Source organism: Domibacillus tundrae, from assembly GCF_000970675.1.
Taxonomy (GTDB): Bacteria; Bacillota; Bacilli; order Bacillales; family Domibacillaceae; genus Domibacillus; species Domibacillus tundrae.
Genome location: NZ_LAJA01000001.1, coordinates 490,880 through 516,781 on the forward strand (window position 1 = coordinate 490,880; position 25,902 = coordinate 516,781).

At 45.8% G+C, this 25,902-nt stretch carries 27 protein-coding genes and 1 riboswitch; of the genes, 20 read left to right on the top strand and 7 right to left on the bottom strand.

Translation table 11 applies throughout. From position 1 onward, the window contains the following. Window positions 1-233: 233 nt before the first annotated feature. From VQ00_RS02530 to VQ00_RS17605, 7 genes are all read left to right on the top strand, one after another. Window positions 234-1,622: an isochorismate synthase gene (locus VQ00_RS02530; protein ID WP_046178924.1), complete on the top strand. Its 1,389-nt coding sequence runs from the start codon at window positions 234-236 to the stop codon at window positions 1,620-1,622. Continuing rightward, complete coding sequence (gene menD, locus VQ00_RS02535; protein WP_046178508.1) at window positions 1,615-3,318, top strand: 2-succinyl-5-enolpyruvyl-6-hydroxy-3-cyclohexene-1-carboxylic-acid synthase; 1,704 nt, start codon at window positions 1,615-1,617, stop codon at window positions 3,316-3,318. The genes VQ00_RS02530 and menD overlap by 8 nt, the downstream gene beginning before the upstream one ends. Further along, entirely contained in the window at window positions 3,315-4,109 is a 795-nt protein-coding gene (gene menH, locus VQ00_RS02540; protein WP_046178509.1) for a 2-succinyl-6-hydroxy-2,4-cyclohexadiene-1-carboxylate synthase, read from the top strand. Before menD ends, menH begins: the two co-directional genes overlap by 4 nt. Then, on the top strand, window positions 4,099-4,917 hold the full coding sequence (gene menB / locus VQ00_RS02545; protein ID WP_046178510.1) for a 1,4-dihydroxy-2-naphthoyl-CoA synthase: 819 nt from the start codon (window positions 4,099-4,101) through the stop codon (window positions 4,915-4,917). The genes menH and menB overlap by 11 nt, the downstream gene beginning before the upstream one ends. Before the next feature lie 57 nt (window positions 4,918-4,974). Next, a complete protein-coding gene (locus tag VQ00_RS02550) occupies window positions 4,975-6,417 on the top strand; it encodes an o-succinylbenzoate--CoA ligase (RefSeq protein WP_046178511.1) in 1,443 nt (480 codons plus the stop codon). Then, window positions 6,407-7,507: an o-succinylbenzoate synthase gene (menC, locus tag VQ00_RS02555; RefSeq protein WP_046178512.1), complete on the top strand. Its 1,101-nt coding sequence runs from the start codon at window positions 6,407-6,409 to the stop codon at window positions 7,505-7,507. The genes VQ00_RS02550 and menC overlap by 11 nt, the downstream gene beginning before the upstream one ends. A gap of 75 nt (window positions 7,508-7,582) precedes the next feature. Further along, entirely contained in the window at window positions 7,583-8,122 is a 540-nt protein-coding gene (locus VQ00_RS17605; protein WP_052728291.1) for a LemA family protein, read from the top strand. On the opposite strand, the gene yidD is transcribed toward VQ00_RS17605, so the two are convergent. Next, window positions 8,108-8,350, bottom strand: a complete 243-nt coding sequence (gene yidD, locus VQ00_RS02565) for a membrane protein insertion efficiency factor YidD (protein WP_046178513.1) — start codon at window positions 8,348-8,350, stop codon at window positions 8,108-8,110. The two genes, VQ00_RS17605 and yidD, sit on opposite strands and share 15 nt — an antisense overlap. Next, window positions 8,347-8,493 (bottom strand): YtzI protein, encoded by a 147-nt coding sequence (ytzI, locus tag VQ00_RS17935; RefSeq protein ID WP_082091460.1) that lies wholly within the window; start codon window positions 8,491-8,493, stop codon window positions 8,347-8,349. Before ytzI ends, yidD begins: the two co-directional genes overlap by 4 nt. Before the next feature lie 118 nt (window positions 8,494-8,611). Between ytzI and VQ00_RS02570 the strand changes: the two genes are divergently transcribed. Continuing rightward, window positions 8,612-9,052 carry a Dps family protein gene (locus VQ00_RS02570; protein WP_046178514.1) on the top strand — a complete coding sequence of 147 codons (441 nt, stop codon included), beginning with the start codon at window positions 8,612-8,614 and terminating at the stop codon, window positions 9,050-9,052. Window positions 9,053-9,115: 63 nt separating this feature from the next. Here VQ00_RS02570 and VQ00_RS02575 read toward each other — a convergent pair whose 3' ends face one another. Beyond that, a complete protein-coding gene (locus tag VQ00_RS02575) occupies window positions 9,116-9,358 on the bottom strand; it encodes a DUF6154 family protein (RefSeq protein ID WP_046178515.1) in 243 nt (80 codons plus the stop codon). Between the two features lie 123 nt (window positions 9,359-9,481). Between VQ00_RS02575 and VQ00_RS02580 the strand changes: the two genes are divergently transcribed. The 4 genes from VQ00_RS02580 to VQ00_RS02595 are packed head-to-tail and all read left to right on the top strand — an operon-like array spanning window position 9,482 to window position 11,292. After that, complete coding sequence (locus VQ00_RS02580; protein WP_046178516.1) at window positions 9,482-9,790, top strand: hypothetical protein; 309 nt, start codon at window positions 9,482-9,484, stop codon at window positions 9,788-9,790. Between the two features lie 34 nt (window positions 9,791-9,824). Continuing rightward, window positions 9,825-10,298: an RNA deprotection pyrophosphohydrolase gene (ytkD, locus tag VQ00_RS02585; protein WP_245618001.1), complete on the top strand. Its 474-nt coding sequence runs from the start codon at window positions 9,825-9,827 to the stop codon at window positions 10,296-10,298. Then, window positions 10,295-11,050 carry an alpha/beta hydrolase family protein gene (locus VQ00_RS02590; protein WP_046178518.1) on the top strand — a complete coding sequence of 252 codons (756 nt, stop codon included), beginning with the start codon at window positions 10,295-10,297 and terminating at the stop codon, window positions 11,048-11,050. The genes ytkD and VQ00_RS02590 overlap by 4 nt, the downstream gene beginning before the upstream one ends. Next, window positions 11,050-11,292 carry a DUF2584 domain-containing protein gene (locus tag VQ00_RS02595; protein ID WP_046178519.1) on the top strand — a complete coding sequence of 81 codons (243 nt, stop codon included), beginning with the start codon at window positions 11,050-11,052 and terminating at the stop codon, window positions 11,290-11,292. The genes VQ00_RS02590 and VQ00_RS02595 overlap by 1 nt, the downstream gene beginning before the upstream one ends. A 188-nt stretch (window positions 11,293-11,480) precedes the next feature. On the opposite strand, the gene pckA is transcribed toward VQ00_RS02595, so the two are convergent. Continuing rightward, the gene (pckA, locus tag VQ00_RS02600) at window positions 11,481-13,067 is read right to left on the bottom strand and encodes a phosphoenolpyruvate carboxykinase (ATP) (RefSeq protein WP_046178520.1); all 1,587 of its coding nucleotides are present in this window, start codon (window positions 13,065-13,067) and stop codon (window positions 11,481-11,483) included. A 271-nt stretch (window positions 13,068-13,338) separates the two neighbouring features. Then, window positions 13,339-13,447, top strand: a riboswitch (SAM riboswitch). Window positions 13,448-13,567: 120 nt separating this feature from the next. Here pckA and metK point away from each other — a divergent pair. Then, the gene (gene metK, locus VQ00_RS02605) at window positions 13,568-14,764 is read left to right on the top strand and encodes a methionine adenosyltransferase (RefSeq protein WP_046178521.1); all 1,197 of its coding nucleotides are present in this window, start codon (window positions 13,568-13,570) and stop codon (window positions 14,762-14,764) included. A gap of 213 nt (window positions 14,765-14,977) precedes the next feature. On the opposite strand, the gene VQ00_RS02610 is transcribed toward metK, so the two are convergent. Then, a complete protein-coding gene (locus VQ00_RS02610; RefSeq protein WP_046178522.1) occupies window positions 14,978-15,508 on the bottom strand; it encodes a gamma carbonic anhydrase in 531 nt (176 codons plus the stop codon). Window positions 15,509-15,615: 107 nt separating this feature from the next. Between VQ00_RS02610 and VQ00_RS02615 the strand changes: the two genes are divergently transcribed. From VQ00_RS02615 to VQ00_RS02640, 6 genes are all read left to right on the top strand, one after another. Then, complete coding sequence (locus VQ00_RS02615) at window positions 15,616-16,425, top strand: alpha/beta hydrolase (protein ID WP_046178523.1); 810 nt, start codon at window positions 15,616-15,618, stop codon at window positions 16,423-16,425. A 9-nt stretch (window positions 16,426-16,434) separates the two neighbouring features. After that, window positions 16,435-17,511, top strand: coding sequence for a tetraprenyl-beta-curcumene synthase family protein (locus VQ00_RS02620; RefSeq protein ID WP_046178524.1), 1,077 nt, complete (start codon window positions 16,435-16,437; stop codon window positions 17,509-17,511). Between the two features lie 16 nt (window positions 17,512-17,527). Continuing rightward, entirely contained in the window at window positions 17,528-18,523 is a 996-nt protein-coding gene (locus VQ00_RS02625; protein WP_046178525.1) for an LLM class flavin-dependent oxidoreductase, read from the top strand. A gap of 119 nt (window positions 18,524-18,642) precedes the next feature. Beyond that, entirely contained in the window at window positions 18,643-19,596 is a 954-nt protein-coding gene (locus tag VQ00_RS02630) for an iron-hydroxamate ABC transporter substrate-binding protein (protein ID WP_046178926.1), read from the top strand. A 12-nt stretch (window positions 19,597-19,608) separates the two neighbouring features. Further along, window positions 19,609-20,637 carry a FecCD family ABC transporter permease gene (locus tag VQ00_RS02635; protein WP_046178526.1) on the top strand — a complete coding sequence of 343 codons (1,029 nt, stop codon included), beginning with the start codon at window positions 19,609-19,611 and terminating at the stop codon, window positions 20,635-20,637. Next, on the top strand, window positions 20,634-21,638 hold the full coding sequence (locus VQ00_RS02640; protein ID WP_046178527.1) for a FecCD family ABC transporter permease: 1,005 nt from the start codon (window positions 20,634-20,636) through the stop codon (window positions 21,636-21,638). Before VQ00_RS02635 ends, VQ00_RS02640 begins: the two co-directional genes overlap by 4 nt. A 56-nt stretch (window positions 21,639-21,694) precedes the next feature. Here VQ00_RS02640 and mnmM read toward each other — a convergent pair whose 3' ends face one another. Then, window positions 21,695-22,267, bottom strand: a complete 573-nt coding sequence (gene mnmM, locus VQ00_RS02645; protein WP_046178528.1) for a tRNA 5-(aminomethyl)-2-thiouridylate-methyltransferase MnmM — start codon at window positions 22,265-22,267, stop codon at window positions 21,695-21,697. After that, window positions 22,264-23,220 carry a tRNA modification radical SAM protein MnmL/YtqA gene (gene mnmL / locus VQ00_RS02650; protein WP_046178529.1) on the bottom strand — a complete coding sequence of 319 codons (957 nt, stop codon included), beginning with the start codon at window positions 23,218-23,220 and terminating at the stop codon, window positions 22,264-22,266. The genes mnmM and mnmL overlap by 4 nt, the downstream gene beginning before the upstream one ends. Window positions 23,221-23,470: 250 nt before the next feature. On the opposite strand from mnmL, the gene leuS reads away from it, so the two are divergent. Beyond that, a complete protein-coding gene (leuS, locus tag VQ00_RS02655) occupies window positions 23,471-25,882 on the top strand; it encodes a leucine--tRNA ligase (RefSeq protein ID WP_046178530.1) in 2,412 nt (803 codons plus the stop codon). Window positions 25,883-25,902 lie beyond the last annotated feature (20 nt).

Consider the following 25,902-nt stretch of genomic DNA (forward strand, 5'->3'; position numbering starts at 1 on the left):
GTAGAAAACGGAACCAAAAGTGTCAATCATTTTTCAATATTGCAGCCGTCCGGAATGTTTTCGGAAAAATCGAACATTGTCATTCAGAAATGAAAATGTGATATAAGTGGTATATAATAAAGAGTAAAGATAAAGAGCGCGGCATTTGCCGCAACGTCTTAATGCCCTGTAAAATAAGAGGCTAAAGAAGTTTGACCGTATGTGGTCGGCACAATGGAGGGATTTCATTGGCTATGATAAAGGGGCATCCGCTTAAAGGGGCCTTTGTTGATTTTATAAATGATATAAACAGTTCGACTTTGTTCAGCTATGTAGAAAAAGTAGAAAAAGGCGATCCGATCCGTTTTTATGAAAACGGAAAAGAATGGTATAAAGGAGAGCGGTTTTATTTTAAAGACCGCGACGGCGAGCGGATCATTGCCGGATTGGGAAGTGTCCGGACCATCCAAAGCGCAAGTTTCGGCCGTTTTGCGGATGTGGAATCGCAGTGGGATGCATTTATAGACCGTTCGTCGATACACAACCCGTATGATATTTATGGAACAGGTCCTGTCGCATTTGGCGGTTTTTCTTTTGATCCGATGCGGCCTCAAGGAGAAGAATGGTCCCGGTTTGCGCCTTCTTTTTTTTATGTGCCGGAATTGATGATGACGGTTTATGGTGGTGAAACATATGTGACTGTCAATGTAGTTTGTGAGGACGTGGATTCAAGTCTTTTGTTTGACCGAATTGAAGAACGAAAGCATGCGATCTTATCGGATATGAAGCGTCCATCTGAAAAAGAAGCGGTGCTGATGGAGCTTCGTGCCGGTAATACAGCTGCTTGGAAGAAGTCGGTTCAGGCTGCTGTCGATGAAATCGAAACAGATACCGAATTGAAAAAAGTCGTGCTCGCTCGGAAAGTAACAGCGGCTTTTGATGGAACGGTATCATCTGACCGCATTCTTCGGCGTTTGAATGAAGGACAGCCAGACAGCTTTGTTTTCTCAATTGAAGCAATGGACAGTTGCTTTTTAGGCGCTTCTCCGGAAAGGCTTGTGAAAAAGCAGTCTCAAATTGTATTGACGACGTGCCTGGCCGGTTCAACTGCCCGTGGTGCAACAGAGCTGGAAGACACAGAACTAGCTGAAGCGCTATTGCATGATGACAAAAATCGGATTGAACATGACTATGTTGTGCAAATGATTCGCCAGGAAATGCAGTCGATGTGCCGGCGTGTGACGGTACCGGATGCACCGGTCGTCATGAAGGTAAGAGACATCCAGCATTTGTATACACCGGTTGTTGGCGAAGCAAATGAAGAAGATTCGATTTTGCGATTTGTGGAAACACTTCATCCAACACCTGCATTAGGCGGGCTGCCAGGTGAGAAAGCACTCAGGGTCATTCGTGAGTTAGAAGAAATGGATCGCGGTTTTTATGCGGCACCGGTCGGCTGGATGGACTACCGAAAAAATGGCGAGTTTGCCGTCGCTATCCGTTCCGGGCTGATTGTGCAAAATGAAGCCTTTTTATATGCAGGCTGCGGGGTCGTGCCGGACTCCAATCCGGAAACAGAGCTTGATGAAACAAATATGAAACTGCGGCCGATGCTGCGGGCGATTGGAGGCGGCAATGAGTAACCATCAAGACAATATGACGCAGTATAACGCGCATTTTATCGACAGCCTCGTCCGCTCTGGCGTCAAGGTGGCAGTCATCAGCCCGGGCTCCCGCTCAACACCGATGGCTTTGTTAATGGAAGAGCATCCGCGGCTGCGTACCTTTATTCAAGTAGATGAACGGTCGGCCGGCTTTTTTGCGCTCGGTTTGGCGAAAGCTTCGCAAAATCCGGTTGCGCTTTTGTGTACGTCGGGCACGGCAGCGGCAAATTACATGCCAGCTGTCGCTGAAGCAAAAATTTCACGGGTTCCGCTTATTGTATTGACATCGGACCGCCCGCCGGAACTTCGCGACGTTGGCGCACCGCAAACGATTGATCAGCTTCATTTGTATGGACATACGGCAAAATGGTTTGCGGAAATGGCGATGCCGGAAGCAGCGGAAACGACTTTACAATATGTTCGCACACAAGGCGCGCGCGCTGTGTTTGAATCACTTACTGCCCCCGCTGGACCAGTTCATTTGAACTTTCCGTACCGGGAGCCGCTGATGCCGGATTATGATGGCGTTTATGAACGAATGTCAATCCCGGCACCAGTCCGGCTGATTTCTGGTAAAAAAGTGCCGGATCCAATTATGATGGATGACATTGCCCAAGCGGTCCAAGTTGAAAAAGGGCTTATTGTCGCAGGTGAAATCATGAAACCGGGAGCTGCTGCTGCCATTGTGTCACTTTCCGAAAAAACAGGCTGGCCAATTGTTGCTGACCCGCTTTCGCAGCTTCGGAAAAATGATAAAGTGATCGACAGCTATGACGCTTTTTTACGCGATGATGAAGTAAAGGACGCATTAAAACCGGAAGCGATTATTCGGTTCGGTGCACTGCCAGTGTCTAAAGCGCTTATGCTCTTTATGAAACGCCACCACGATATTCCGCAAGTAATTATCGATGCGGATGGAGGCTGGCGTGATCCGTCACACATCGCAACGCATATGATCAACGTCGATGAATCAGCTTTTTGCAATGAAATGGCTAATCGGCTGGAGCAGAAGCCATCCGATTGGCACGAAATATGGCAAGACGTGAACGAAGCAGCCCGATCTGAAATGAAAAAAGCGGAAGGGATGGATGAAGGGGCTTTGTTCCGACGTTTTTTGCAGGCAGTGCCGAACGGTGCTTCTGTTTTTACGGGCAACAGTATGCCGATCCGAGACCTTGATTCGTTTTTATTTTCAGGAGAACAAAATGTCCGCCTTCATGGAAATCGCGGTGCGAATGGCATTGATGGACTCGTCTCGACGGCGCTTGGTATTGCAGCGAGCGGTGAGACTGTTTTTGCTGTCATGGGCGATTTATCTTTTTTCCACGATGTAAACGGACTGCTGGCGGCGAAAATGAACGGCTTGTCGATGACGGTTCTTATCATGAACAACGATGGCGGCGGTATTTTTTCTTATTTGCCGCAAGCGGGTGAACAAAAGCATTTTGAGAGGCTGTTTGGTACACCGTCCGGCTTAAAGTTTAATCATGCAGCGGCATTGTATGGCTGTCATTATGTTCCGATTACAAGTGCTGCCCAGCTGGAGAAAGAACTAACGGAAAAACGTGAAGGCGTAACCATTTTAGAAGCGTTTACAGACCGGGCAGAAAATACAGCTATTCATCGTAAGCTATGGCAGAATGCAATTGAAGCAGCAAAAAAGGTAATTCAATGATGTTTTTTTTTCACATAAAAGGAGAGGGAGAACCTGTGCTTTTCTTGCATGGGTTCACCGGAAGCTCCGGCACGTGGGATGGGATGGAAAAGCTTCTCCCATTTCAACTGATTATGCCGGATCTCGCCGGTCATGGACAGACAACACGCCTTTCAGCCAACCTTGAAGCCGAAGCTGAAGCATTAAAGCAAATGATGGACAAAATAGGATTTACAGCTTTTCATCTTGTTGGCTATTCAATGGGCGGGCGGCTGGCTTTGGCTCTGGCACTTCTACACCCTGAAGCTGTCCGCTCTCTCGTCCTTGAGAGCACTTCACCTGGACTTCAAAACGAGCAGGAACGCGCGGCAAGAAGATCTTCGGATGAGAAGCTGGCGCAAAAGATTGAAAAAGGCGGCATTGCTTCATTCGTCGATTTTTGGGAAAACATTCCGATGTTTGACTCGCAAAAAGCGTTGTCGGTGCCCATACGGGAAACCATTCGTTCTGAGCGCTTGAAGCAGTCAATAGAAGGACTTGCATCATCGCTTCGCCAGATGGGAACAGGAAGGCAGCCATCCTACTGGGACCGGCTTTCCGGTCTGAATATGCCTGTATTGCTTCTCACTGGCACAAAAGATAAAAAGTTTACTGGCATCGCCCGTCAAATGAGCGAATTGATCCCTTTTTGCGAATGGATTGAATTTGATGAAGCCGGTCATGCAATTCATGTGGAGCAACGTGGAAAATTTGGTACAATAGTAAAGACGTTTTTGTCGAACATAAAAGGAGGAAAAGAAGATGGCAGTTAATTGGGTAAAAGAACGTGAATATGAAGATATTAAGTATGAAACGTATAATGGCATTGCCAAAGTGACGATTAATCGTCCGGAAGTACATAACGCATTTCGTCCGAAAACGGTCATGGAAATGATTGATGCATTTGCTCGTGCGCGTGATAATTCAAAAATTGGCGTTATTATTTTAGCAGGAGAAGGTGGAAAAGCATTTTGCTCCGGCGGCGACCAGAAAGTGCGCGGGCACGGCGGCTATGTTGGAGAGGATGAGATTCCACGCTTAAATGTGCTCGACTTGCAACGCTTGATCCGTGTCATTCCAAAACCGGTTATCGCGATGGTAGCGGGTTATGCGATCGGCGGCGGCCACGTGCTTCACGTTGTATGTGATTTAACGATTGCAGCGGACAATGCGGTGTTCGGCCAAACAGGTCCAAAAGTCGGCTCATTTGATGCTGGGTATGGTTCAGGTTATCTTGCCCGCATTGTCGGACATAAAAAAGCGCGTGAAATTTGGTTCCTTTGCCGTCAGTACAACGCACAAGAAGCGCTCGATATGGGTCTTGTCAACACCGTTGTACCGCTTGAAAAGCTGGAAGAAGAAACGGTGCAATGGGCGGAAGAAATGCTTGAGAAGAGCCCGACGGCACTTCGCTTTATTAAAGCAGCAATGAACGCGGATACAGATGGCCTTGCAGGACTCCAGCAGTTTGCAGGCGATGCGACACTTCTTTATTACACAACGGATGAAGCAAAAGAAGGACGCGATTCATTTAAAGAAAAACGCGATCCGGACTTCGGCCAATTCCCGAGATTTCCGTAAGCAATAAGAAAAAGGGTGTCCACTTTATGGACACTCTTTTTTCAGGTGGAAAGGATGATGGTAATGAATATGCCGAACTGGCTGAAGCAGCGCGCTTTTTTAACACCAGATCGGAGCGCGCTTGTTTTCAATGAACAAAAATGGACGTTCTCCCAGCTGTTCGATGAAACACGCCGGACAGCAGACCGATTATATTCAGCAGGTATTAAAAAGGGTGACTATTGCGGTATACTGGCAGCAAACCGGCCTGAAACCGTATTTACTATATATGCGCTCCAGCAGATTGGTGCGACGGCTGTTATGTTGAACAGCCGGCTGACAACGGATGAAATCGCCTGGCAGCTTCATGATGCGAAGGCGGTTTATTTGCTGTACGATCAGGAACACACTGAAAAAGCACAGCTTATTTCCAGAGTGCGGTCTTTTTGCATAACCGGCATTGAGGGCGTTGCACCTGCTGAAACACGTCAGACATTTTCCTTGGATGAAACATGTTCCATTATGTATACATCAGGTACGACCGGCCGCCCAAAAGGAGTCATTCAAACGTATGGAAATCATTATATGAGTGCTACGGCTTCCGCGCTAAACCTTGGTCTTCATTCAGATGACACCTGGCTTTGTGCTGTGCCCCTTTTTCATATTTCGGGCTATTCAATTCTGATGAAAAGTGTACTGTATGGCATGGAAGTACACTTAATGGGAAAATTTGAACCAGAACGTGTGAATCAACTGTTGAAATCAGGTAATGTAACAATGATGTCTGTCGTGACGGCGATGCTTTCAGCGATGCTGCATGAGCTGGAGGGTGATTACAGTTCTCGTCTGCGCTGTATGCTTCTTGGCGGCGGGCCGGCGCCTGTTCCCATTCTTGAAGCATGTAAAGCGAAAGGAATTCCCGTTTTCCAAACGTACGGCATGACTGAAACAGCGTCCCAAATTGTTACACTTACGCCAGAAGATTCACTTCGAAAGCTCGGTTCAGCAGGAAAGCCATTATTTCCGTGTGCGGTCAAAATTGACAGAGCAGATGAAGGTGAAATTCTGGTAAGTGGTCCAAATGTGACACCGGGCTATTTAAATCGTCCAGAGGCCAATAAACAAGCTTTTCAACATGGCTGGTTTCGAACGGGCGATATTGGCCGTCTCGATGAAGATGGTTTTTTATATGTGCTGGACCGTCGCTCCGACTTAATCATTTCCGGAGGAGAAAATATTTATCCAGCTGAGATTGAGTCTGTGCTGACTGGACATCCAGCGATTCTTGAAGCGGGCGTCACCGGTGTGCCAAATGACCAATGGGGAAGCGTGCCGGCCGCTTTTTATGTAAACAAAGAACCGATTTCTGAAGAAGAACTAATCGATTTTTGCCGGGAAAAGCTGGCCCGCTATAAAGTACCCGCTTATTTTGTGAAAGTGGACACACTGCCAAAAAATGCTGCAAACAAGCTGCTTCGGCGTGAGCTGGCGAAGCAATGGAGTGGACAGGATGAAGATTAAAAAACTGAAGATGTATGTCGTTTCAATGCCGCTTAAAAAGCCATTTCATACACATTTGGAAACGGTAACGAAGCGGGAAGCGATTATTATTGAAGCAGAAGATGAGCACGGAATAGTCGGCTGGGGAGAGGCGTCTGCTTTTTCCACGCCGTGGTATACCGAAGAAACAGTCAAAACGGAATGGCACATCATTAAAAATCTTTTATTCCCACTGCTTAAAGACAGCCAAATCAATCATCCGGAAAAAATCGCTCATCTATTTTCTGTGGTCCGGGGCAATCGAATGGCTAAAGCAGGAGTAGAGTCGGCTATTTGGGATTTATATGCGAAACAGGTAAACAAACCGCTTTTTGAGGTATTAGGCGGAACACGCACGTCGATTCCGGTCGGAGCAGTAGCAGCCGGAAATACAATAAATGAAATGTTAGAGCGAATTCATACATTCATTGAGGCGGGTTATGAACGAATCAAAGTGAAAATCAGCCGTGAAGAGGATATTTCTTTGTTAACAGCAATCCGTCAATCATATCCTCACATATCATTAATGGCAGACGCCAATTCTGCGTACTCTATACAAGATAAGGATCATTTAAAAAAGCTGGATGATTTTGGGCTCATGATGATCGAGCAGCCTTTTTCTGTAGATGATATGTGGGATCATGCGAAGCTGCAAAAAGTACTCCACACGCCTGTCTGTTTAGATGAGAGCATCCGGTCGCTTCATGATACAGTTTGTGCACTTGAAATGGGAGCCTGTCAGGTTATCAATCTTAAATTCAGCCGCGTTGGCGGTTTATCGGAAGCGAAACGCATTCACGACTGCTGTCTTCGGCAAAATGTGGACATATGGGCAGGGGGGATGATTGAATTTGGTATTTCACGCGCTCATAACATTGCTCTCGCCTCGCTTCCGGGATTTACAATCCCGGGTGATATCATGTCTACGGATTACTATTGGGAAGAAGACGTCATTGAACCAGGTATTTTTGTCGAAAAGGGCCGCATTCAGCTGTCTAAAAAAGCCGGGATTGGTTATGAAATCAACAGAAAATGGCTCGAAAACAAAAAAGAAACTGTTTATTTTGTCTGAATTGTCGTTTTATTGAAACTTTTTTGGGGAAAAGAAGTAAAAAGGAGTAAGCAAAACAGAAAAGAGGTGCAGCCTATGGAAGTTGTAATTTGGATGGCATGTACCGTGGCGGCTCTCACTTTTTTTCTGTTTATCCGCAAAAAGCGATGTTTGGAAGATCTTCATGTGAAACTTAATGATTCGTTTCGTGATGTGGATCTTTTTATGAAAAAACGAGTAGAGGTGCATGCGAAATGGGCGGAAAAAGTAGCCGCTTATGACCTTGATGCACAAGGGATTTTAGCAGAAATGACCGCTTTACATGACCGCTTTGATTATATGCCCATCGAGGAAAAGGTGCGGCTGTGTGAAAAGCTGGATAAGCTGTCAGGTCAAATGATTGCATCTGCTGAGCGCTGTCCACGTCTTCGAACATCTGCATCCTATATTCGTCTTCGTGCCCAAGCTGAGAATTTGATAGCGGAAATGCCGAACGCCTGCTGTGCTTACAATACACAAGCTAACCAATTAAATGAAGCTCTCCGTCGTTTCCCGGCAAACATTACAGCAGGAGTGGCCGGCTTTGAGCAAAAAGAGCTGTTCAGCCATCCCGAAAAAAAATCAGCCGAGGTCTGATTTTTTTTTTGGCCATTTTTCAGGAACTTCATCAAAGCCGCCTGGATGAAAGGGGTGGCATTTTAAAATACGGATCGTAGTAAGCAGCCCGCCTTTCAACGCCCCGTGTCTTTGAACAGCTTCATGTCCATAATGAGAGCAGGTTGGATAAAAGCGGCATGTCGGCGGTTTCAATGGTGACAGTACTTTTTGATAAAAACGGATTAAAAGCAAGAACAACTTTTTCATTTATCTTCACGCGTCTCATCAGATGAATTGCGTTTCGGCGGGTCGATTGTGTGCTTGTAGCTGTACCCTTTATTAATTGTTAAAACGGATAAAGCAAGCACAACCAGAACAACGATAATAGATATAATAACGACAATGATCATAGTCGACATGAAAGATCCTCCTTTTTCATAGTGTAACACGTTTTTGTTTACTTTCGCACAAGGCGGGTATAATGTAAGTATCGGTATAAATTACATACAAGCTGGAGGGGATTTTTTTATGTCAAAAAAACTAATTAACAGCGTAAACAAACAGGTTTCAAACTGGACGGTTCTGTACACGAAGCTTCATAACTACCATTGGTATGTAAAAGGACCGCAATTCTTCACTCTTCATACAAAATTCGAAGAGCTTTATACGGAAGCGAGCGTTCATATTGATGAATTGGCGGAGCGTCTACTAGCGCTGAACGGAAAACCGATTGCAACGCTTAAAGAATCACTGGAAAAATCAAGTATAAAAGAAGCGGAAGGAAAAGAGTCAGCGGAAGAAATGGTTCAATCTATTGTAGATGATTTCACTACGCTGACAGGCGAGTTAAAAGAAGCGATGGACCTTGCGGATGAAGTGGGCGATGAAACAACGGGAGATATGCTTCTTGCGATTCACCAAAGTCTTGAAAAACACGTATGGATGCTGAAATCGTTTCTTGAAAAATAATTGACGAATCGATGAATGGCAACAAAAAAGCGGAGAATTTGCTTCTCCGCTTTTTTTTATGTATTAATGAAATTGGCGATTGTGACGAACCGGAATCTGATCTTGATTAAACTTTTCTTTTAACCCTTCGTACAAATACACTCGGAACAGCCAGGCAAGCTCGTCTTTCGGCATTTCTCCAATGACCGACAATATATCCGCTTCAGACATTTCGCCCAGAACGGTCAGCGTGATCATATCGAGGTCGTCTTCCGTTCCCTGCAGCCGGCCACGATATAGTTCAAATAACTCATCCACGAATTTCATCGCTGTGCCTCCTTTTCAAGAATATATATATAGTTATACATGAAAACGTTATCATATTCCAACTTTTTTTCGTTGAATGAATGAAAAGAAAAGAGAGCATCCTGTAAAAAGGAGGAGATTCATGTGGAAAAGCAGCCTTATTATATTCAAGTTGCCAGTGGGGAAATCCAGTCGCAGCCTGATGTATCGCCTTGGAATTTTCGTGTTTTCGCCAATGAAAAAGAAATCCGATCGTTGCGAGAGCTTTTGAACGGGATGAATGGTGCTGATTTCGGTACGTTTTGGCGGGCACATCTCCCGGCCATTCCGTATCATGAAGATGCCGACAACGACCAATATGACCGGCACATGACGGCCGTGTATGAAAAAATATATGAACTCGGGGATGATGAGGCGCGTGAGTATATAAAAAAATGGAGAAATGACGTATAATAGAGAGAAAGCAAGCAAGGGTGAGGGATGCCGGTTGCGTATATTTACGGACGAAAATGGCTATACCGTTACAATGACGTTTGAAAAAGGTGCATTCGGTCAAACACCGTCTCACGTTCTCGTCTTATGCCGAAAAGAACAAGCATGGCTTTTAACGAAGCACAAGGTGCGCGGAATTGAATGTCCCGGCGGAAGAATAGAGCCGGGTGAAGCACTTGAAGCCGCAGCCCGCCGGGAAGTAGCTGAAGAAACAGGTGCTGTTATATCCGGCTTGCATTTCATTGGTGAATACTGTGTGAATGTTCCGGAAAAGCCCTTTTTAAAAGCGGTTTTTTTCGCGCAAGTAACGGATATAGAAAAGAAAGACGATTATTTGGAAACAGACGGTCCTTACGTTGAAACAGAAGATTTGCTGCATGTGCGTTTTCAAGACAGCTATTCGTTTTTAATGAAAGATGACATGATTGCGCTTGCGTTGTCTGAAGTGAAAAGGAAGGGATTGGTATGATGACCTGCACACCGTATCCATCGCCAAATCCACATGTTCGTCTTTATATGGTCCGGTATGAATCTGCCGGTCTTTCAGTCAAAGGATTTTTAGCAGAACCAGCTGATGACGAGCGCTATGATGGACTTTTATATTTGCGCGGCGGCATTAAAGGCGTTGGTATGGTGAGGCCGGCTAGAATTGCCGAATTTGCAGCAGAAGGATTTATTGTATTTGCGCCGTTTTATAGGGGTAACCGCGGCGGTGAAGGGAATGAAGACTTTGCCGGAGATGACCGAGAAGACGCTTTTTGCGCATTTGACTGGCTGGAACAGCATCCGCGTGTGAGAAGCAGCTGTGTTCATGTTTTCGGCTTTTCCCGAGGCGGCGTCATGGCGATTTTAACAGCGATTCATCGGCCGGCAGCCTCTATGGTTACGTGGGGCGGCGTGTCGGATATGACGCTCACATACGAAGAGCGAAAAGATATGCGCCGAATGATGAAGCGTGTCATTGGCGGGACACCGCAAAAAGTGCCAGAGCAATACGAGCGGCGGACACCATTACGTGATGCCCACCGCATGAAAGCGCCCGTGTTGATCATTCATGGGCGGCTTGATAAAAATGTATCGGCGGAGCATGCGTATAGGCTGGAACAAGCTGTGCCACATGCGGAAACGATGTATTTTGACGAATATGATCATTACATACCACCTGCAGTCAACCGGCAGATTGTCGGTCATATTGCGAAATGGATGAAGGGGGACAAATGATGGGAATGCCGATGGAATTAAATACAATGATTGTCACAAAAGGAAACGAAGTGCGGGAGGAAGAAAACCGGTTTGTATTGAAAAAAAGCGGCTATCGATTGTACCCGATTGATATTCCTGTCGCTGTTCATAAAACAATCGACAGTGAACAAAGCGGCACAGCGCTCATCAAAAAAGTAGAATGGCAGCAGGACTCCACTACAATCACGTATACACTCGTTTCATTAAAGTCAACGAATTAAACAAAAAAAGGACCACAGGATAATTCCTGGGGTCCTTTTTTTGAAAAGATTAAGAAAGTATATATTTTTGAACGATATTGGTGATGCCAGCTAAAGGAGCCTAGGAGCCTTCCGCATGGGACCCGCAGGAGGTGAGTCATAAAGGCGTTGCGGCACGATGCCGCGCTCTTAGCCTTTGATCTTATTTTCTAAAGCAGTGGCCCGCCTTTTTCCTCAATATCGACAGCAACACCGGCGAATTTTTTGAAGTTATTACGGAACTTGGCAGACAATTCTTTTGCTTTTTCCATAAATGTGTCCTCGTCCACCCATGCTTTGCGCGGAATTAATACCTCATCCGGGACACCCGGTACGTGAAGTGGGATTTCAAGGCCGAACACTTTTGTTTTGTACGTTTCAGTATGATTCAGCTCACCTTCTAGTGCAGCCTGAATCATAGCGCGCGTGTAAGAAAGCTTCATACGCTCGCCTGTTCCGTACTCGCCGCCTGTCCAGCCTGTGTTGACTAAAAATACTTGTGCATTATGCTCATCAATTTTTTTGCCGAGCATTTCAGCGTATACGTTTGCCTGTAGCGGCAGGAATGGAGAACCGAAGCAAGTAGAGAACGTCGCTTGCGGGCTTGTGATGCCGCGCTCCGTTCCGGCAAGCTTTGATGTGTAACCGCTCAAGAAGTGATACATTGCCTGCTCTTTCGACAATTTGCTGATTGGAGGCAGTACGCCAAATGCATCTGCTGTCAGGAAAATGATCGTATTCGGATGACCGGCTACACTCGGATCGACAATGTTGTCAATCGCTTGAAGCGGATATGCGGCGCGTGTGTTTTCGGTCAATGTGTTATCGTCGTAATCTGGCAGTCGTGTATCGTGGTTGAGGACCACATTTTCAAGAACAGAACCGAAGCGGATCGCATCAAAAATTTGCGGCTCTTTTTCCCGTGTTAAACCAATTGTCTTTGCGTAGCAGCCGCCTTCGATGTTGAAAACGCCATTTGCAGACCAGCCGTGCTCATCATCCCCTATAAGGCGGCGGTGCGGATCAGCGGAAAGAGTTGTTTTCCCTGTGCCGGAAAGACCGAAGAACAAAGCAACATCGCCTTCGTAGCCGACGTTAGCCGAGCAGTGCATCGACAATACATTGTTTTCAGGAAGAAGGTAGTTCATAACGGAGAAAATAGATTTTTTCATTTCGCCCGCATATTCTGTTCCACCAATTAAAATTACGCGCTGTTCAAATGAAACGATAATGAATGTTTCAGAATGAGTACCGTCTACAAGCGGATCTGCCTGGAAAGAAGGCGCCGACAAAATCGTGAAGCCCGCTTCGTGCATGTGAAGTTCTTCTTCAGTTGGGCGAATGAACAGTTGATGAGCAAATAGATTATGCCATGCATATTCATTGACGACTTGAATCGGCAAGCGGTGTTTTTCATCCGCACCAGCAAAACCTTTAAAAACAAACAGTTCGTCTTTTTCTTTCAAATGACGGACGACTTTTTCGTACAAATGGTTGAACGCTTCTTCAGATATTGGCTGGTTGACTGAACCCCAATCAATTTTGTCTTTAACAGAGGCTTCTAGGGCGATAAACTTATCTTTCGGAGAGCGGCCCGTATATTTGCCTGTTTCGGCGCGAACCGCACCGGATGCGGTTAAAATGCCTTCGCCGCGTTTAAGCACCTTTTCAACAAGAACAGGTACGGAAGGCTGAACGAGAATGTTTGAGCCTTTCAGCAGCTCGACGATTTCGCTGGAAACAGTTAAAGAGTTCATAGTGTACGACCATCCTTTATCCAAATTTTATATGTGTTTGCTTAACATGAAATTAGTATAACACATTGACGTTAATAATCTATACTATTGGAGGGATTTTTTTGTTTATTTTTATATTTTTTGTGAAATACTAATCAATATGTGTGCTTATTAAATAGGGAAGAAAAAAATAAAGAATGAAAAAAATGAAGACAGAAATTGTTTTGTTTTTAGAAGGAAAACGGGTTGACACGAAGCGCGATATTTCGTAACATTGACACTTGAACGGATACTCTTATCCTGAGCTGGTGGAGGGACAGGCCCTGTGAAACCCAGCAACCTGCCGCAACGCGCGGAGAAGGTGCTAAACCTGAGCAAGGATCAGCCTTGGACGATAAGAGTGAAAGGCCCGAGTAAAAACAACCTTTCCTCTCTCAATACCGGGAGAGTTTTTTTATTTTCTGGATCACCTGAGGGAAATGAGTACCGTACACATACTGTTTTTAAGGAGGAATTTTTTCATGACAAAGCAGCGCCGCCTGTTTACATCAGAGTCCGTAACGGAAGGACATCCGGATAAAATCTGCGATCAGATTTCCGATGCGATTCTTGATGCTATTCTTGACAAAGACCCGAATGCCCGTGTGGCAGCGGAAACATCTGTAACGACTGGACTTGTTCTCGTTGCAGGCGAAATTACTACTTCATCTTATGTGGATATTCCAAAAATTGTTCGTGAAACAATAAAAGAAATCGGCTACGTCCGTGCAAAATACGGATTTGACTCAGAAACAGCAGGGGTCTTAACATCAATTGACGAGCAGTCTCCTGATATTGCGGCAGGTGTTAACGTTGCTCTTGAAGCGCGCGAAGGCCAAATGACCGATAAAGAATTAGATGACATCGGGGCAGGAGACCAAGGCTTAATGTTCGGCTTTGCCTGCAACGAAACGGAAGAGCTTATGCCGCTTCCAATTTCTCTTGCTCATAAATTAGCGCGCCGTTTAACAGAAGTGCGTAAAACAGAAACGCTTGATTACCTCCGTCCAGACGGAAAAACGCAAGTAACGGTTGAATATGATGAAAACGGCAAGCCGGTTCGTGTTGATACGATTGTTATTTCAACGCAGCACCATCCGGAAGTAACACTTGAGCAAATTCAAAAAGAAGTTCGTGAGCAAGTCATCAATGAAGTTGTTCCGGCTGAATTGATCGATGCGGAAACGAAATTCTTCATCAACCCGACAGGCCGTTTCGTTATTGGCGGACCGCAGGGGGATGCAGGCTTGACAGGCCGTAAAATTATCGTTGATACGTACGGTGGATATGCACGCCATGGCGGCGGTGCTTTCTCCGGTAAAGATCCAACAAAAGTAGACCGTTCTGCCGCTTATGCAGCACGTTACGTAGCGAAAAACATCGTTGCAGCAGGCCTTGCTGATAAATGCGAAGTACAGCTTGCGTATGCAATTGGTGTTGCACATCCCGTTTCAATCGCTGTGGACACATTCGGAACAGGGACTGTTTTGGAAGAAGTGCTCGTTGATCTGATTCGTCAAAACTTTGACCTTCGTCCAGCAGGCATCATTAAAATGCTTGATCTGCGCCGTCCAATTTACCGCCAAACAGCTGCATACGGTCATTTTGGACGTACAGACGTGGATCTTCCATGGGAGCGTACAGACAAAGCAGATGTGTTAAAATCAGCGGTGAAGTAAGAAAAGCATAAGGCGGCCGCTCAGGCCCGTAAGACGGACCGGCAGTGGCGCTCTTTGCCACACAGCTGTGACGGCTTTTTGGAACAAAAGCTAAGAACGCAGCATCCTGCTGCAACGCTTTCGTGACCCACATCGTGTGGGCCTCGAGGCCTGGTTGCTTGAAGCTGGACAACGATTAAAAAAATATTTTCTTATCTAAACCAAAAGACCGTCTCATTTATTGAGTCGGTCTTTTTCTTGAATTCCCTTATAGTATTGGCCTTTTTCCGCATACTCCTGGACGATCCGCTCCATGTCTTTTCGATCGGCATCGTTTACTTCCCGTATGACTTTCGCCGGCCGTCCGAACGCCATTGTGTTTGGCGGAATCACTTTGCCCGGCGGCACGAGGCTCCCTGCACCGATAAACGCCCCTTCTCCGATTTCGGCATTATCTAAAATAATCGAACCCATGCCAACAAGTGCGCCTTTCCGAATTTTGCAGCTGTGTAACATCACTTGATGGCCAATCGTCACGTCATCCTCTATTAGGAGCGGATTGTTAGGGCTTTGATGGAGGACCGAATTATCCTGCACGTTTACCCGTCGGCCGATTACGGTTGGTGCCACATCGCCTCGAATAACCGTATTATACCAAATAGTAGATTCTTCACCGATGATAACGTCGCCTGTAATAGTTGCAAAGTCAGCGACAAAAACTGATTCCGCAATCACTGGCTTCTTGTCTTTGTATGGATAAACCATCATTGTAACCCCTTTCTTTTAGTTATTGTACCGTTTTATTTTATCGAACGGCAAAAGATTTGTATAATAGAAAAAACGACTGTCGTTTTTGAAGGAGAGAGAACGTTATGTGGAAATGGGAATGCGAAGAAAAGCCAAAAGGGGTCATCGTCATCGTTCATGGCGCATTTGAGCACCATGGGCGATACGGCTGGCTCATTGAAAGGTGGCGGCAAAATGGATTTCATGTCGTCATGGGTGACCTGCCGGGTCAGGGCATGACATCGCGTGCGCGCCGGGGTCACATTTCATCTTTTACAGAATATACAAATGAACTATCCGATTGGATTCAGGCAGCTTATCAGTTTGACGTGCCGGTGTTTTTGCTTGGCCACAGCATGGGGGCGCTCATTGTCACCCGTTTTTTGCAGGAGCAAAAGCCAGAAATCGCGGGTGTGATTTTGTCGTCCCCGCTTTTTAAAATGAAGCATATGCCGCCGAAACATTTAAATGTAATGACGCACGGCTTAAATACCGTTACGCCTTCACTAAAATTCGATTCGGGCTTAACATCCGATATAGCGACCCGAAATGAAGAAATTTGGGCATTTGATGCGGAAGATTCTTTATTCGTCCGAAAAGTATCAGTCCGCTGGTATCGGGAAGTTGTTCAGGCCATTAAAATTGCAACAGCTGGTCCGGGCGAAATTCCCGATATCCCGCATCTGATTATGCAGGCAGGGGATGACCGGGTCACAGACGCAAGCGCCGTCCGCATTTTTGCTAAAAAGCTCAGTCTGTCAGAATTACAGTACAGAGAATGGCCAGGCCTGTATCACGAAATTTTTAACGAACCGGAGCGCGATGATGTGTTTAAGTATGCGCTCGATTTTGTTCACAATCGGCTGCGGTCACTCGGTTTTATCATTGAAAAGTGAGGTAAGAGAATGACGGTCCCTACAAATTCGCTTCTATTAATGCGAAAAATATACAAAAACATTTTTCCGTCTGTAAAAGCGGAATGGAGAAAATGGAAAGTGCTGGCGGAACAAATCCCGGATTCGGAATTAAGACAGCAGGCACTTGATGTTTACGAAAAAAAATATTTTCATTGTGAAGCAGGCGGCGTCATTTCGATGCTCGCCGGTGCTCGTTCTAAAGACGCTATTTCGTTTATCGTACCGTATCAATTAATTTGCGATTATCTGGACAATTTGTGTGACCAGACGACATCGTTTAATCCGGATGATTTTGCGGCGCTTCACGAAGCGCTTCATGACTGCTTTTTTCCGAGGCAGGCAAAAAGCGATTACTATCGATTCCGCCAGTCGAAAAACGATGGCGGTTATTTGAATGCACTTGTTGATGGCTGCCGCCGCATTGTCGAGAACACGCCATCGTTTGCAGCTGCAAAACCGCATGTACTGGATTTAAGCCGTTACTACAGCGAGCTTCAAATTCATAAACATGTCCGTGCGGAAGAAAGGGAAGAACGACTGATCCGCTGGTTTGACAGATATAAAGCAGACTTGCCGGACATGACATGGTATGAATTTTCAGCCTGCACAGGTTCTACGGTTGGGGTGTATTGTCTTATGTCATGCGCGATGCAGCCGGCGTTTACACCGACATATGCCAAAATGGTACGTGACTGCTATTTCCCGTATGGACAGGGTATTCACATTTTGCTGGATTATTTTATTGACCAGGAAGAAGACATGGAAGACGGTGAACTGAATTTCTGCACTTATTATAAAAGCGAGACGGAAATGATGGAACGGTTCCTTTACTTTTTACAAAAAGCAAAAGAAGGAACGGAGCGTCTTCCTCATGCGAAGTTTCATTCGTTCTTGATTGAAGGCATCGTGGCCGTTTATTTGTCAGAAGAAAAAGCAACGGATAAAAAAAGCGTGCGGAGCCATTGCCGCAAGCTGGTGCACACAGCCGGGTCCGCGAGCATTTTCTTTTATTGGAACGGACGCACGTATAAAACATATCGAAAAATGCGTAAAGTCTACAGATAAAGGAGGGGATGCCTGGATGAAGATCAGTATATTGGATCAGTCCCCCATTTCAGAAGGACAGACAGCGATTGAAGCCTTGAAAGAAACAATCGAGCTTGCCGGCCTTGCTGAAAAGCTTGGCTATGAACGATTTTGGGTGTCGGAACACCATGATACAGCAACACTCGCAGGATCATCACCGGAAGTGCTGCTGGCACATTTGGCAGCGAAAACAACAACAATTCGGCTCGGTTCAGGTGGTGTCATGCTGCCGCACTATAGTGCATATAAAGTGGCCGAAAATTTCAAGCTGCTGTCTGCACTAGCGCCGCAGCGGATTGATCTTGGTTTAGGGAAGGCACCTGGGGGCATGCCCCGGGCTTCATTTGCGCTGTCTGACGGACGCAAACGGGAAGTAGATCGATATCCGGAACAGATTGATGATGTCCTTGCGTATTTGCATGATCAGCCGGTCCCGCATGTGTATACAGGAGTGAAAGCGACGCCGATTGTGGATATGCCGCCTGACGTATGGCTGCTTGGTTCTAGTCCTTCAAGTGCCGTTTTAGCGGCAGAAAAAGGACTTCCTTATACATTTGCAAAGTTTATAAATGGGGATGGCGGCAAAAAGGAAATTCATGAATATCGGAGCCAGTTTCAGCCATCTGCTTACTTGAATGCACCTAAGACAAACATTGCGGTCTTTCTCATTTGTGCGGAAACGGATGAAGAAGCCCAATATTTAGCCAGCAGCTTGGAGCTGTCGTTAATGATGTCAGGACAGGGCATTCCGTCAAACGGGACGCCATCACCGGAAAAAGCGGCTGCGTATTCCTATGGGAAATTTGAAATGATGCATGTAGAAGAAAACCGGAAACGAATGATTGTCGGCGGACTAGAAACTGTTCGAAAGAAACTGGACCAGTTAGTGGAAGAATGCGGAACGGATGAAGTGATGGCGGTTACCATTATGTATGATTTTGAGAAAAAGAAACGATCATTTGAACTGCTTGCTCAAGCGGCTGATTTATAGGAAGAAGTTCCCTTTTTAAAAGGGGACTTTTTTATAAAATATAATTGACAATGAGAATCATTTTCGGTAGTATTTTAGTAGTCATTGATAATCATTTTCATTGGAAAGGAATGAATTACATGAAAAAGAATAAATTATTTTCTGTTTTATCATCGCTTGTGATCATGAGTGCTATTTTTCTGGCCGCATGTTCACAAAGCGAAGAAGAAGGGAACGAGCAGGAAAGCGAAGACAACGCAGCGGCGGAAACACGCACGTATGCATCAGAAGAGGGTGACATTGAAATTCCAGCCAATCCGGAACGTGTAGCTGTTATGGCAGCCACGTATCCTGGGAATTTTCTTGAGCTTGGCGTTACACCGATCGCCATCACAGACTGGTCAGCAAACAGCCAATTTTTCGGTGACCAATTAAAGGGCGCGGAAGTTGTTGCGCCGGATGATTATGAAACGCTAATTGAATTAGCACCGGATTTAATCATTACATATACAGGCGATGAGAATATGGCGAAATATAAAGAAATTGCGCCAACGATCGGGATGACGTATGAAAAATATGGCTACATCGAGCAGCATCTTGAAATCGGCAAAATTCTTGGTAAAGAAGAAGAGGCGCAAAGCTGGGTAGACGAATGGAATGCAAAAGCGGAAGAAGCGAAGAAAACCGTTCAAGCAGCAATTGGTACAGACGTGACGGCAACAGTTGTGGAAACATTCGGGAAAGATACGTATGTATACGGTCAAAACTGGGGACGCGGCACAGAAGTCATTTATCAGGCACTAGGCATTAAAGCGCCTGAAAAAGTCGAATCTGAAGCATTTGGACCAGGATACAAGGCTATTTCAGCTGAAGCCATTCCAGATTATGCAGGCGACTACATTTTTGTAGGAGAGGGTGCAAACGTGTCATCTTCTACTTTTATGGAAACAGACCTGTGGAAAAACATCCCGGCTGTACAAAAAGGAAATGTCATTAAATTTGATTCTGATTCTTTTTATTTTAATGATCCGATCTCTATTGAAAAAGAATTGGAATTCATCGTGGACGCTTTAACAGAAAAAGCGGCACAATAAAGGGCTGTTTTTATGAATAATATAAAAGAACCAGCGATTACCTCCCGTCCTAAGACGGGAGTGTTCGTCATTTTAGCGGGATTTGCGGGATTGTTATTTAGTCTGGCTCTTTCTGTCTCGGTCGGTGCAGCAGAGTTAACGTTAAAAACGGTTTGGGAAGCAATTTTTTCTTATAACCCGAGCCGTGAAGCAGATCAAATTATTATTGGTATCCGCCTGCCGCGTGAAGTCGGCGCGGCCCTTACCGGTGCGGCTTTTGCAACTGCAGGGGCGATCATGCAGGGTATTACGCGCAATCCACTTGCGGAACCAGGGCTGCTTGGGTTAAATGCAGGGGCAAGTTTTGGACTTGCCTGTCTGCTCGCTTTTTTTACGAATACTACGTATATCATGGCGATTTTGTTTTCGTTTCTTGGTGCTTCTTTAGGAGCCAGCTTATTATTTGGACTTGCTTCTTTAAAAAAAGGCGGATTTTCACCGCTTCGAATTGTTTTGGCTGGCGCCGCGATCTCAGCGCTTCTAACCGCTCTTGGTGAAGGAGTCGCGATTATGTTCAAGCTGTCCCAGGACCTGGCTTTCTGGATGGCCGGCGGTGTTTCCGGAACAAGCTGGTCACAGCTGCAAGTGATGGCGCCGATTGTCGGCATGGGTCTTCTGACAGCCATTTTCTTTTCAAGATCGCTGACCCTTTTAAGTTTTGGCGATGAGATGGCTAAGGGTCTTGGACAGCGGACAACGCTTATTAAAGTGATCCTTATTCTTGCGGTACTCGTGCTTGCTGGCGCGGCAGTGTCTGTCGCCGGACCCATCATGTTTGTCGGCTTGATGACGCCTCATATTGTACGGGCGCTCGTTGGAACTGATTACCGGTGGATTATTCCCGGCTCGGCGCTTGCCGGCGGTATCCTGCTTGTTTTGGCTGACACCACAGCCCGTATGATTAATCCGCCATTTGAAACACCAGTGGGCGCTGTCATATCTGTTATCGGTGTGCCGTTTTTCCTTTATTTAATTCGGAAAAGGGGGCGGCTGACTCAATGAACGGTCATTTAAAAAGAAAAGCGGGCCTTACATTAACCGTTTCCTTTCTTCTGCTTTGTTTCTTGTTTGTCTTAAGTGCGGCATTAGGAAAAGCGTCGCTTCCCCCCGCAAGGCTGGTAGAAACATTGCTTGGCAATGGGACACCGAGAGAGGAGCTTATTTTATACAGCTTCCGCCTGCCACGTATGGTCATTACGATGCTTGCCGGCTCGGCATTGGCCGTTTCAGGTGCTATTTTGCAAAGCATTTCACGCAACCCGCTTGCGGATTCAGGCATCTTGGGAATTAATGCCGGTGCAGGGTTGATGGTGGCGGTTTATGCGATGATTTTCACACCGCAATCTTCCACATTTCTGTATATGGTGCCGCTTTTTGCGTTTATTGGCGGCATGGCAACGGCCGGCATCATTTCTGTCATTTCGTATCATAAAACAGAAGGACTTGATCCAATGCGCCTTGTGCTCGCAGGTGTAGGTATGGCGATGGCTATGTCGGGAAGCATGCTTATTTTGGCCTCTCAGTTTGATTCGCGCGAATATGAATTTATTGCCGGATGGCTTGCAGGGTCGATTTGGGGGAACGACTGGAATTTTGTCATGGCACTAATTCCATGGGTTGGGATTCTTATTCCATTGGTTCTTTGGAAATCAAACGTTTTAAATTTGCTGAATTTAAACGAAGGCACTTCAGCAGGGCTTGGCGTAAAAGTGGGAAAAGAGCGGATCCTGCTTCTGTTCGTTGCGGTAGCTCTCGCGTCAGCAGCCGTTTCTGTCAGCGGCGGTATAGTATTTATCGGACTGATGGCACCGCATATTGCGAGAAGTTTAACAGGCCCCCGGCATCAGCACTTTGTTCCGGCCGCTGCTGTTATTGGCGCGTTACTGCTATTAGCTGCAGATACTGCAGGACGGCTTATGCCTTTTACAACAAGCGTCCCGGCCGGCATCATTGTCACATTAATTGGCGCACCGTATTTTATGTATTTAATGGTAAAAAAATAAAAAAAGCCTTATCCCTCATCGCATTAGCGCGGCGGGAGTCAGGCTTTTTCAATCACTTACCGTTTTTCAATTGCCACAATTAACGGCGGCGTGTTCATTTGATTAATAAAACCATACTGCATGACATGTGCCGTTTGCTGATCGAGAGAAGCGGCATATTGAACAACCGCGTCCCGTTCGTCGGCACCGCCATCATGTCCGAGATAAATAACAAGCACGATCAAGCCGCCCGGTTTTATCATTTGAAATAATTGATGAACCGCATCGATCGTTGTATCCGGTTTTGTAATAATGGACTTGTCGCCTTTTGGCAAACAGCCTAGATTGAAAATCGCCGCGTTCAGCTTTCCATGATAACTTTCTGGAATGAGCGTCTGCGCATGCTCATGACCAGCATGAAATAAAGATGCGCGGTCAGCAATTCCGGCATTTTGAAGCCGCACTGTTGTATTTTCAATTGCCCGATGCTGAACGTCAAAGGCAAAAACGTGTCCGTCACTGCCAGCTAAATTTGCTAAAAATAAAGTATCGTGTCCGTTACCCGCTGTCGCGTCGACGAAATAATTTTTATCTGATACCGTTTTTTGGATTAATAGGCGTGCAAACGGCAAAATCCCCTCCAGAATCATGGCTGCATAACGGCTCCTTTATAAAATTTGCCTTGCCATGTATCACGCTGCAGCATTTCTGCATGGATTGCGTTTAACACTTCCCACTTGTTGACGCTCCACATCGGCCCGACCATCAATTCAATGGGCCCATCACCGGTAATGCGGTGCACAATCATTTCAGGCGGCAAAATTTCAAGCTGGTCGACAACAAGTTTTGCATATTCGTCCATTGATAAAAAGTCGAGCATCCCTTTTTCGTACTGCTTCACAAGCGGTGTGCCTTTTAACAAGTGAAGCAAATGGATTTTTATGCCTTGCACGTCCAAATTCGCGATTGCCTGGGCTGTTTCCATCATCATCTCTGGTGTTTCGAGCGGAAGGCCGTTAATTAAATGCGAGCAAATGCGGATGTTGTGCTTGCGCAGTTTTTCCACGCCTTCTACATACGTTTGGAAATCATGGGCACGATTAATAATACGTGCGGTTTTTTCGTGAACAGTCTGGAGTCCAAGCTCCACCCATAAATACGTACGTTCATTCAATTCAGCTAAATACTCGACAACATCATCAGGCAGACAGTCTGGACGTGTCGCAATGGAAATCCCGACAACATCGTCCTGCTTTAACACAGTTTCATATTTTTCACGGAGCACGTCAACAGGTGCATGTGTATTTGTATACGCTTGAAAATACGCCATGTATTTGCCGTGTTTCCATTTTTCGTGCATTTTATTTTTAATATCGTGAAATTGTTTTTCAAGCGGGTCGACCCGGTCGCCGGCAAAGTCACCTGAGCCTGCTGCGCTGCAAAATGTACAGCCGCCAAACGCCACCGTGCCGTCACGGTTCGGGCAGTCAAACCCGCCATCAAGCGCAACTTTAAACACTTTGTGACCGAAATGCTCCCGTAAATGATAGTTCCATGTATGATACCGTCTGTCGTCACTAGCGTGCGTAAACGGGTTTGTCATGATCCATTCCTCCTTTAAAGCTCGTTTTAAATTGTAGCATGAACAGCAGCACTGGTAAAATGCGCTTGCATAATGACTAAAGTTTTTCTAGAATGAAAGGTAAAGATTAAGGAAGAAAGCCGTTGAGTTTTTATTCAGCATTGGGTAGAGACACACTTTTCCTGTCCCATTACCTGGGAGGGAGTTTTTTTCATTAGAGCTCCCGAGAAGGGAAAAAGACGGCTTACATAAATGGAAGGCAGGTTCAATAATGAATTTTGATCATAAGCAGATTGAACAAAAATGGCAGCAATATTGGGAACAAAATAAAACCTTTAAAATGAACAACCATTCTGATAAACCGAAGTTTTACGCGCTCGATATGTTTCCGTATCCATCCGGTGCCGGTCTTCACGTCGGACACCCGGAAGGCTATACAGCGACGGACATATTAAGCCGCTTTAAACGCCTGCAGGGCTATAATGTGCTTCATCCGATGGGTTGGGATGCATTCGGTCTTCCAGCGGAGCAGTATGCGCTTGATACTGGAAATGATCCGGCTGAGTTCACGGAGCAAAACATTAACAATTTCCGCCGCCAAATTAAAGCGTTAGGTTTTTCTTATGACTGGGATCGTGAAATTAATACCACAGACCCGGGTTATTACAAATGGACACAATGGATTTTCCTTCAATTGTATAAAAAAGGTCTTGCCTACGTAGATGAAGTGCCGGTGAACTGGTGCCCGGCGCTTGGCACTGTCTTGGCGAACGAAGAAGTCATCGACGGCAAGTCAGAGCGTGGCGGACATCCGGTCGAACGCCGTCCAATGCGTCAATGGATGCTGAAAATTACCGCTTATGCGGATCGATTAATTGAAGATTTGGATGAACTTGACTGGCCGGAAAGCATTAAAGACATGCAGCGCAATTGGATCGGACGGTCTGAAGGAGCAGAAGTGACATTTAGCATCGATGGATACGATGAAACATTTACTGTTTTTACAACGCGTCCGGATACGCTATTTGGTGCCACGTATGCGGTTTTAGCTCCTGAACATCCATTTGTAGCAAAAATCACAACCGATGCGCAAAAAGAAGCTGTGAATGCGTACATTGACCAAATAAAGTCAAAAAGCGACTTGGAGCGGACAGACCTTGCTAAAGATAAAACAGGCGTTTTCACTGGCGCATATGCGGTAAATCCTGTCAATGGCGAAAAAATGCCGATCTGGATTGCTGACTATGTACTAATCACATACGGAACGGGCGCGATTATGGCAGTTCCAGCGCATGATGAGCGCGATTTTGAATTTGCGAAAAAGTTTAATCTGCCGATTCAAGAAGTCGTTGCTGGCGGAAATGTAGAGGAAGAAGCATACACGGGTGACGGAGCCCATGTGAATTCCGGATTCGTAGACGGCTTAAATAAAGAAGATGGCATTGCAAAAATGATTGAATGGCTTGAAAAAGAAAGCGTCGGCACAAGAAAAGTAACATACCGCCTGCGTGACTGGCTGTTCAGCCGTCAGCGCTATTGGGGTGAGCCGATTCCAATCATTCATTGGGAAGATGGCACGACGACAGCTGTTCCGGAATCGGAATTGCCGCTTATATTGCCAAAAACAACAGAAATCCGTCCATCGGGAACCGGTGAATCACCGCTTGCAGTTATTGAAGACTGGGTAAATGTTGTTGATTCAGAGACAGGGAAAAAAGGCCGCCGTGAAACAAATACGATGCCGCAATGGGCGGGAAGCTGCTGGTATTATCTGCGCTTTATCGATCCGGATAATAAAGAAGCGCTAGCGGATAAAGACTTACTAGAGCGCTGGCTGCCGGTTGACATTTACATTGGCGGCGCCGAGCATGCTGTACTTCATTTGTTATACGCGCGTTTCTGGCATAAAGTATTGTACGACATTGGCGTCGTTCATACGAAAGAGCCGTTCCAAAAATTGTTTAATCAAGGCATGATTCTCGGTGAAAACAACGAAAAAATGAGTAAGTCAAAAGGCAATGTTGTCAACCCCGATGAAATTGTGGAAAGCCACGGCGCGGATACACTTCGTCTTTATGAAATGTTCATGGGGCCGCTTGAAGCATCCATTGCATGGAGCACAACTGGGGTGGACGGAGCTCGCCGCTTTCTTGACCGTATTTGGCGCTTGCTTATCACAGAAAATGGCTCTTTAACGCCTAAAGTGACAGGTGAGGATAAATCACTTGAAAAAGTATACCATCAGACAGTGAAAAAAGTGACAGAAGACTATGAAGGACTTCGTTTCAATACAGCCATTTCGCAAATGATGGTGTTTGTCAATGAAGCGAATAAAGCTGAAACGATTCCGGCTGAATATGCGGAAGGGTTTGTGAAATTAGTGTCACCGCTTGCGCCGCATTTAGCGGAAGAGCTTTGGGAAAAGCTTGGTCATAGCGGTACGGTAACGTATGAAGCGTGGCCGGTATTTGACGAATCAAAGCTTATCGATGATGAAGTGGAAATTGTCATCCAGCTAAACGGCAAAGTAAAAGCAAAAGTAATGGTTTCAAAAGATGCAACAAGGGAACAAATGGAAGAGATCGCGATGCAAAATGACAAGCTTCGAGAAGAGCTGGCTGGAAATACGATCCGGAAAGTGATCGCGGTGCCGGGCAAGCTTGTCAATATCGTCGCAAACTAATCAAGGAGGAATGAAGACAT

Bases quoted from the DNA above. Each gene is read 5' to 3' on its own strand.
- VQ00_RS02530 (WP_046178924.1), top strand. From the start codon at position 234: ATGATAAAGGGGCATCCGCTTAAAGGGGCCTTTGTTGATTTTATAAAT.
- menD (WP_046178508.1), top strand. From the start codon at position 1,615: ATGAGTAACCATCAAGACAATATGACGCAGTATAACGCGCATTTTATC.
- menH (WP_046178509.1), top strand. From the start codon at position 3,315: ATGATGTTTTTTTTTCACATAAAAGGAGAGGGAGAACCTGTGCTTTTC.
- menB (WP_046178510.1), top strand. From the start codon at position 4,099: ATGGCAGTTAATTGGGTAAAAGAACGTGAATATGAAGATATTAAGTAT.
- VQ00_RS02550 (WP_046178511.1), top strand. From the start codon at position 4,975: ATGGTAATGAATATGCCGAACTGGCTGAAGCAGCGCGCTTTTTTAACA.
- menC (WP_046178512.1), top strand. From the start codon at position 6,407: ATGAAGATTAAAAAACTGAAGATGTATGTCGTTTCAATGCCGCTTAAA.
- VQ00_RS17605 (WP_052728291.1), top strand. From the start codon at position 7,583: ATGGAAGTTGTAATTTGGATGGCATGTACCGTGGCGGCTCTCACTTTT.
- yidD (WP_046178513.1), bottom strand. From the start codon at position 8,350: ATGAAAAAGTTGTTCTTGCTTTTAATCCGTTTTTATCAAAAAGTACTG.
- ytzI (WP_082091460.1), bottom strand. From the start codon at position 8,493: ATGATCATTGTCGTTATTATATCTATTATCGTTGTTCTGGTTGTGCTT.
- VQ00_RS02570 (WP_046178514.1), top strand. From the start codon at position 8,612: ATGTCAAAAAAACTAATTAACAGCGTAAACAAACAGGTTTCAAACTGG.
- VQ00_RS02575 (WP_046178515.1), bottom strand. From the start codon at position 9,358: ATGAAATTCGTGGATGAGTTATTTGAACTATATCGTGGCCGGCTGCAG.
- VQ00_RS02590 (WP_046178518.1), top strand. From the start codon at position 10,295: ATGATGACCTGCACACCGTATCCATCGCCAAATCCACATGTTCGTCTT.
- VQ00_RS02595 (WP_046178519.1), top strand. From the start codon at position 11,050: ATGGGAATGCCGATGGAATTAAATACAATGATTGTCACAAAAGGAAAC.
- pckA (WP_046178520.1), bottom strand. From the start codon at position 13,067: ATGAACTCTTTAACTGTTTCCAGCGAAATCGTCGAGCTGCTGAAAGGC.
- metK (WP_046178521.1), top strand. From the start codon at position 13,568: ATGACAAAGCAGCGCCGCCTGTTTACATCAGAGTCCGTAACGGAAGGA.
- VQ00_RS02610 (WP_046178522.1), bottom strand. From the start codon at position 15,508: ATGGTTTATCCATACAAAGACAAGAAGCCAGTGATTGCGGAATCAGTT.
- VQ00_RS02615 (WP_046178523.1), top strand. From the start codon at position 15,616: ATGTGGAAATGGGAATGCGAAGAAAAGCCAAAAGGGGTCATCGTCATC.
- VQ00_RS02620 (WP_046178524.1), top strand. From the start codon at position 16,435: ATGACGGTCCCTACAAATTCGCTTCTATTAATGCGAAAAATATACAAA.
- VQ00_RS02625 (WP_046178525.1), top strand. From the start codon at position 17,528: ATGAAGATCAGTATATTGGATCAGTCCCCCATTTCAGAAGGACAGACA.
- VQ00_RS02630 (WP_046178926.1), top strand. From the start codon at position 18,643: ATGAAAAAGAATAAATTATTTTCTGTTTTATCATCGCTTGTGATCATG.
- VQ00_RS02635 (WP_046178526.1), top strand. From the start codon at position 19,609: ATGAATAATATAAAAGAACCAGCGATTACCTCCCGTCCTAAGACGGGA.
- VQ00_RS02640 (WP_046178527.1), top strand. From the start codon at position 20,634: ATGAACGGTCATTTAAAAAGAAAAGCGGGCCTTACATTAACCGTTTCC.
- mnmM (WP_046178528.1), bottom strand. From the start codon at position 22,267: ATGATTCTGGAGGGGATTTTGCCGTTTGCACGCCTATTAATCCAAAAA.
- mnmL (WP_046178529.1), bottom strand. From the start codon at position 23,220: ATGACAAACCCGTTTACGCACGCTAGTGACGACAGACGGTATCATACA.
- leuS (WP_046178530.1), top strand. From the start codon at position 23,471: ATGAATTTTGATCATAAGCAGATTGAACAAAAATGGCAGCAATATTGG.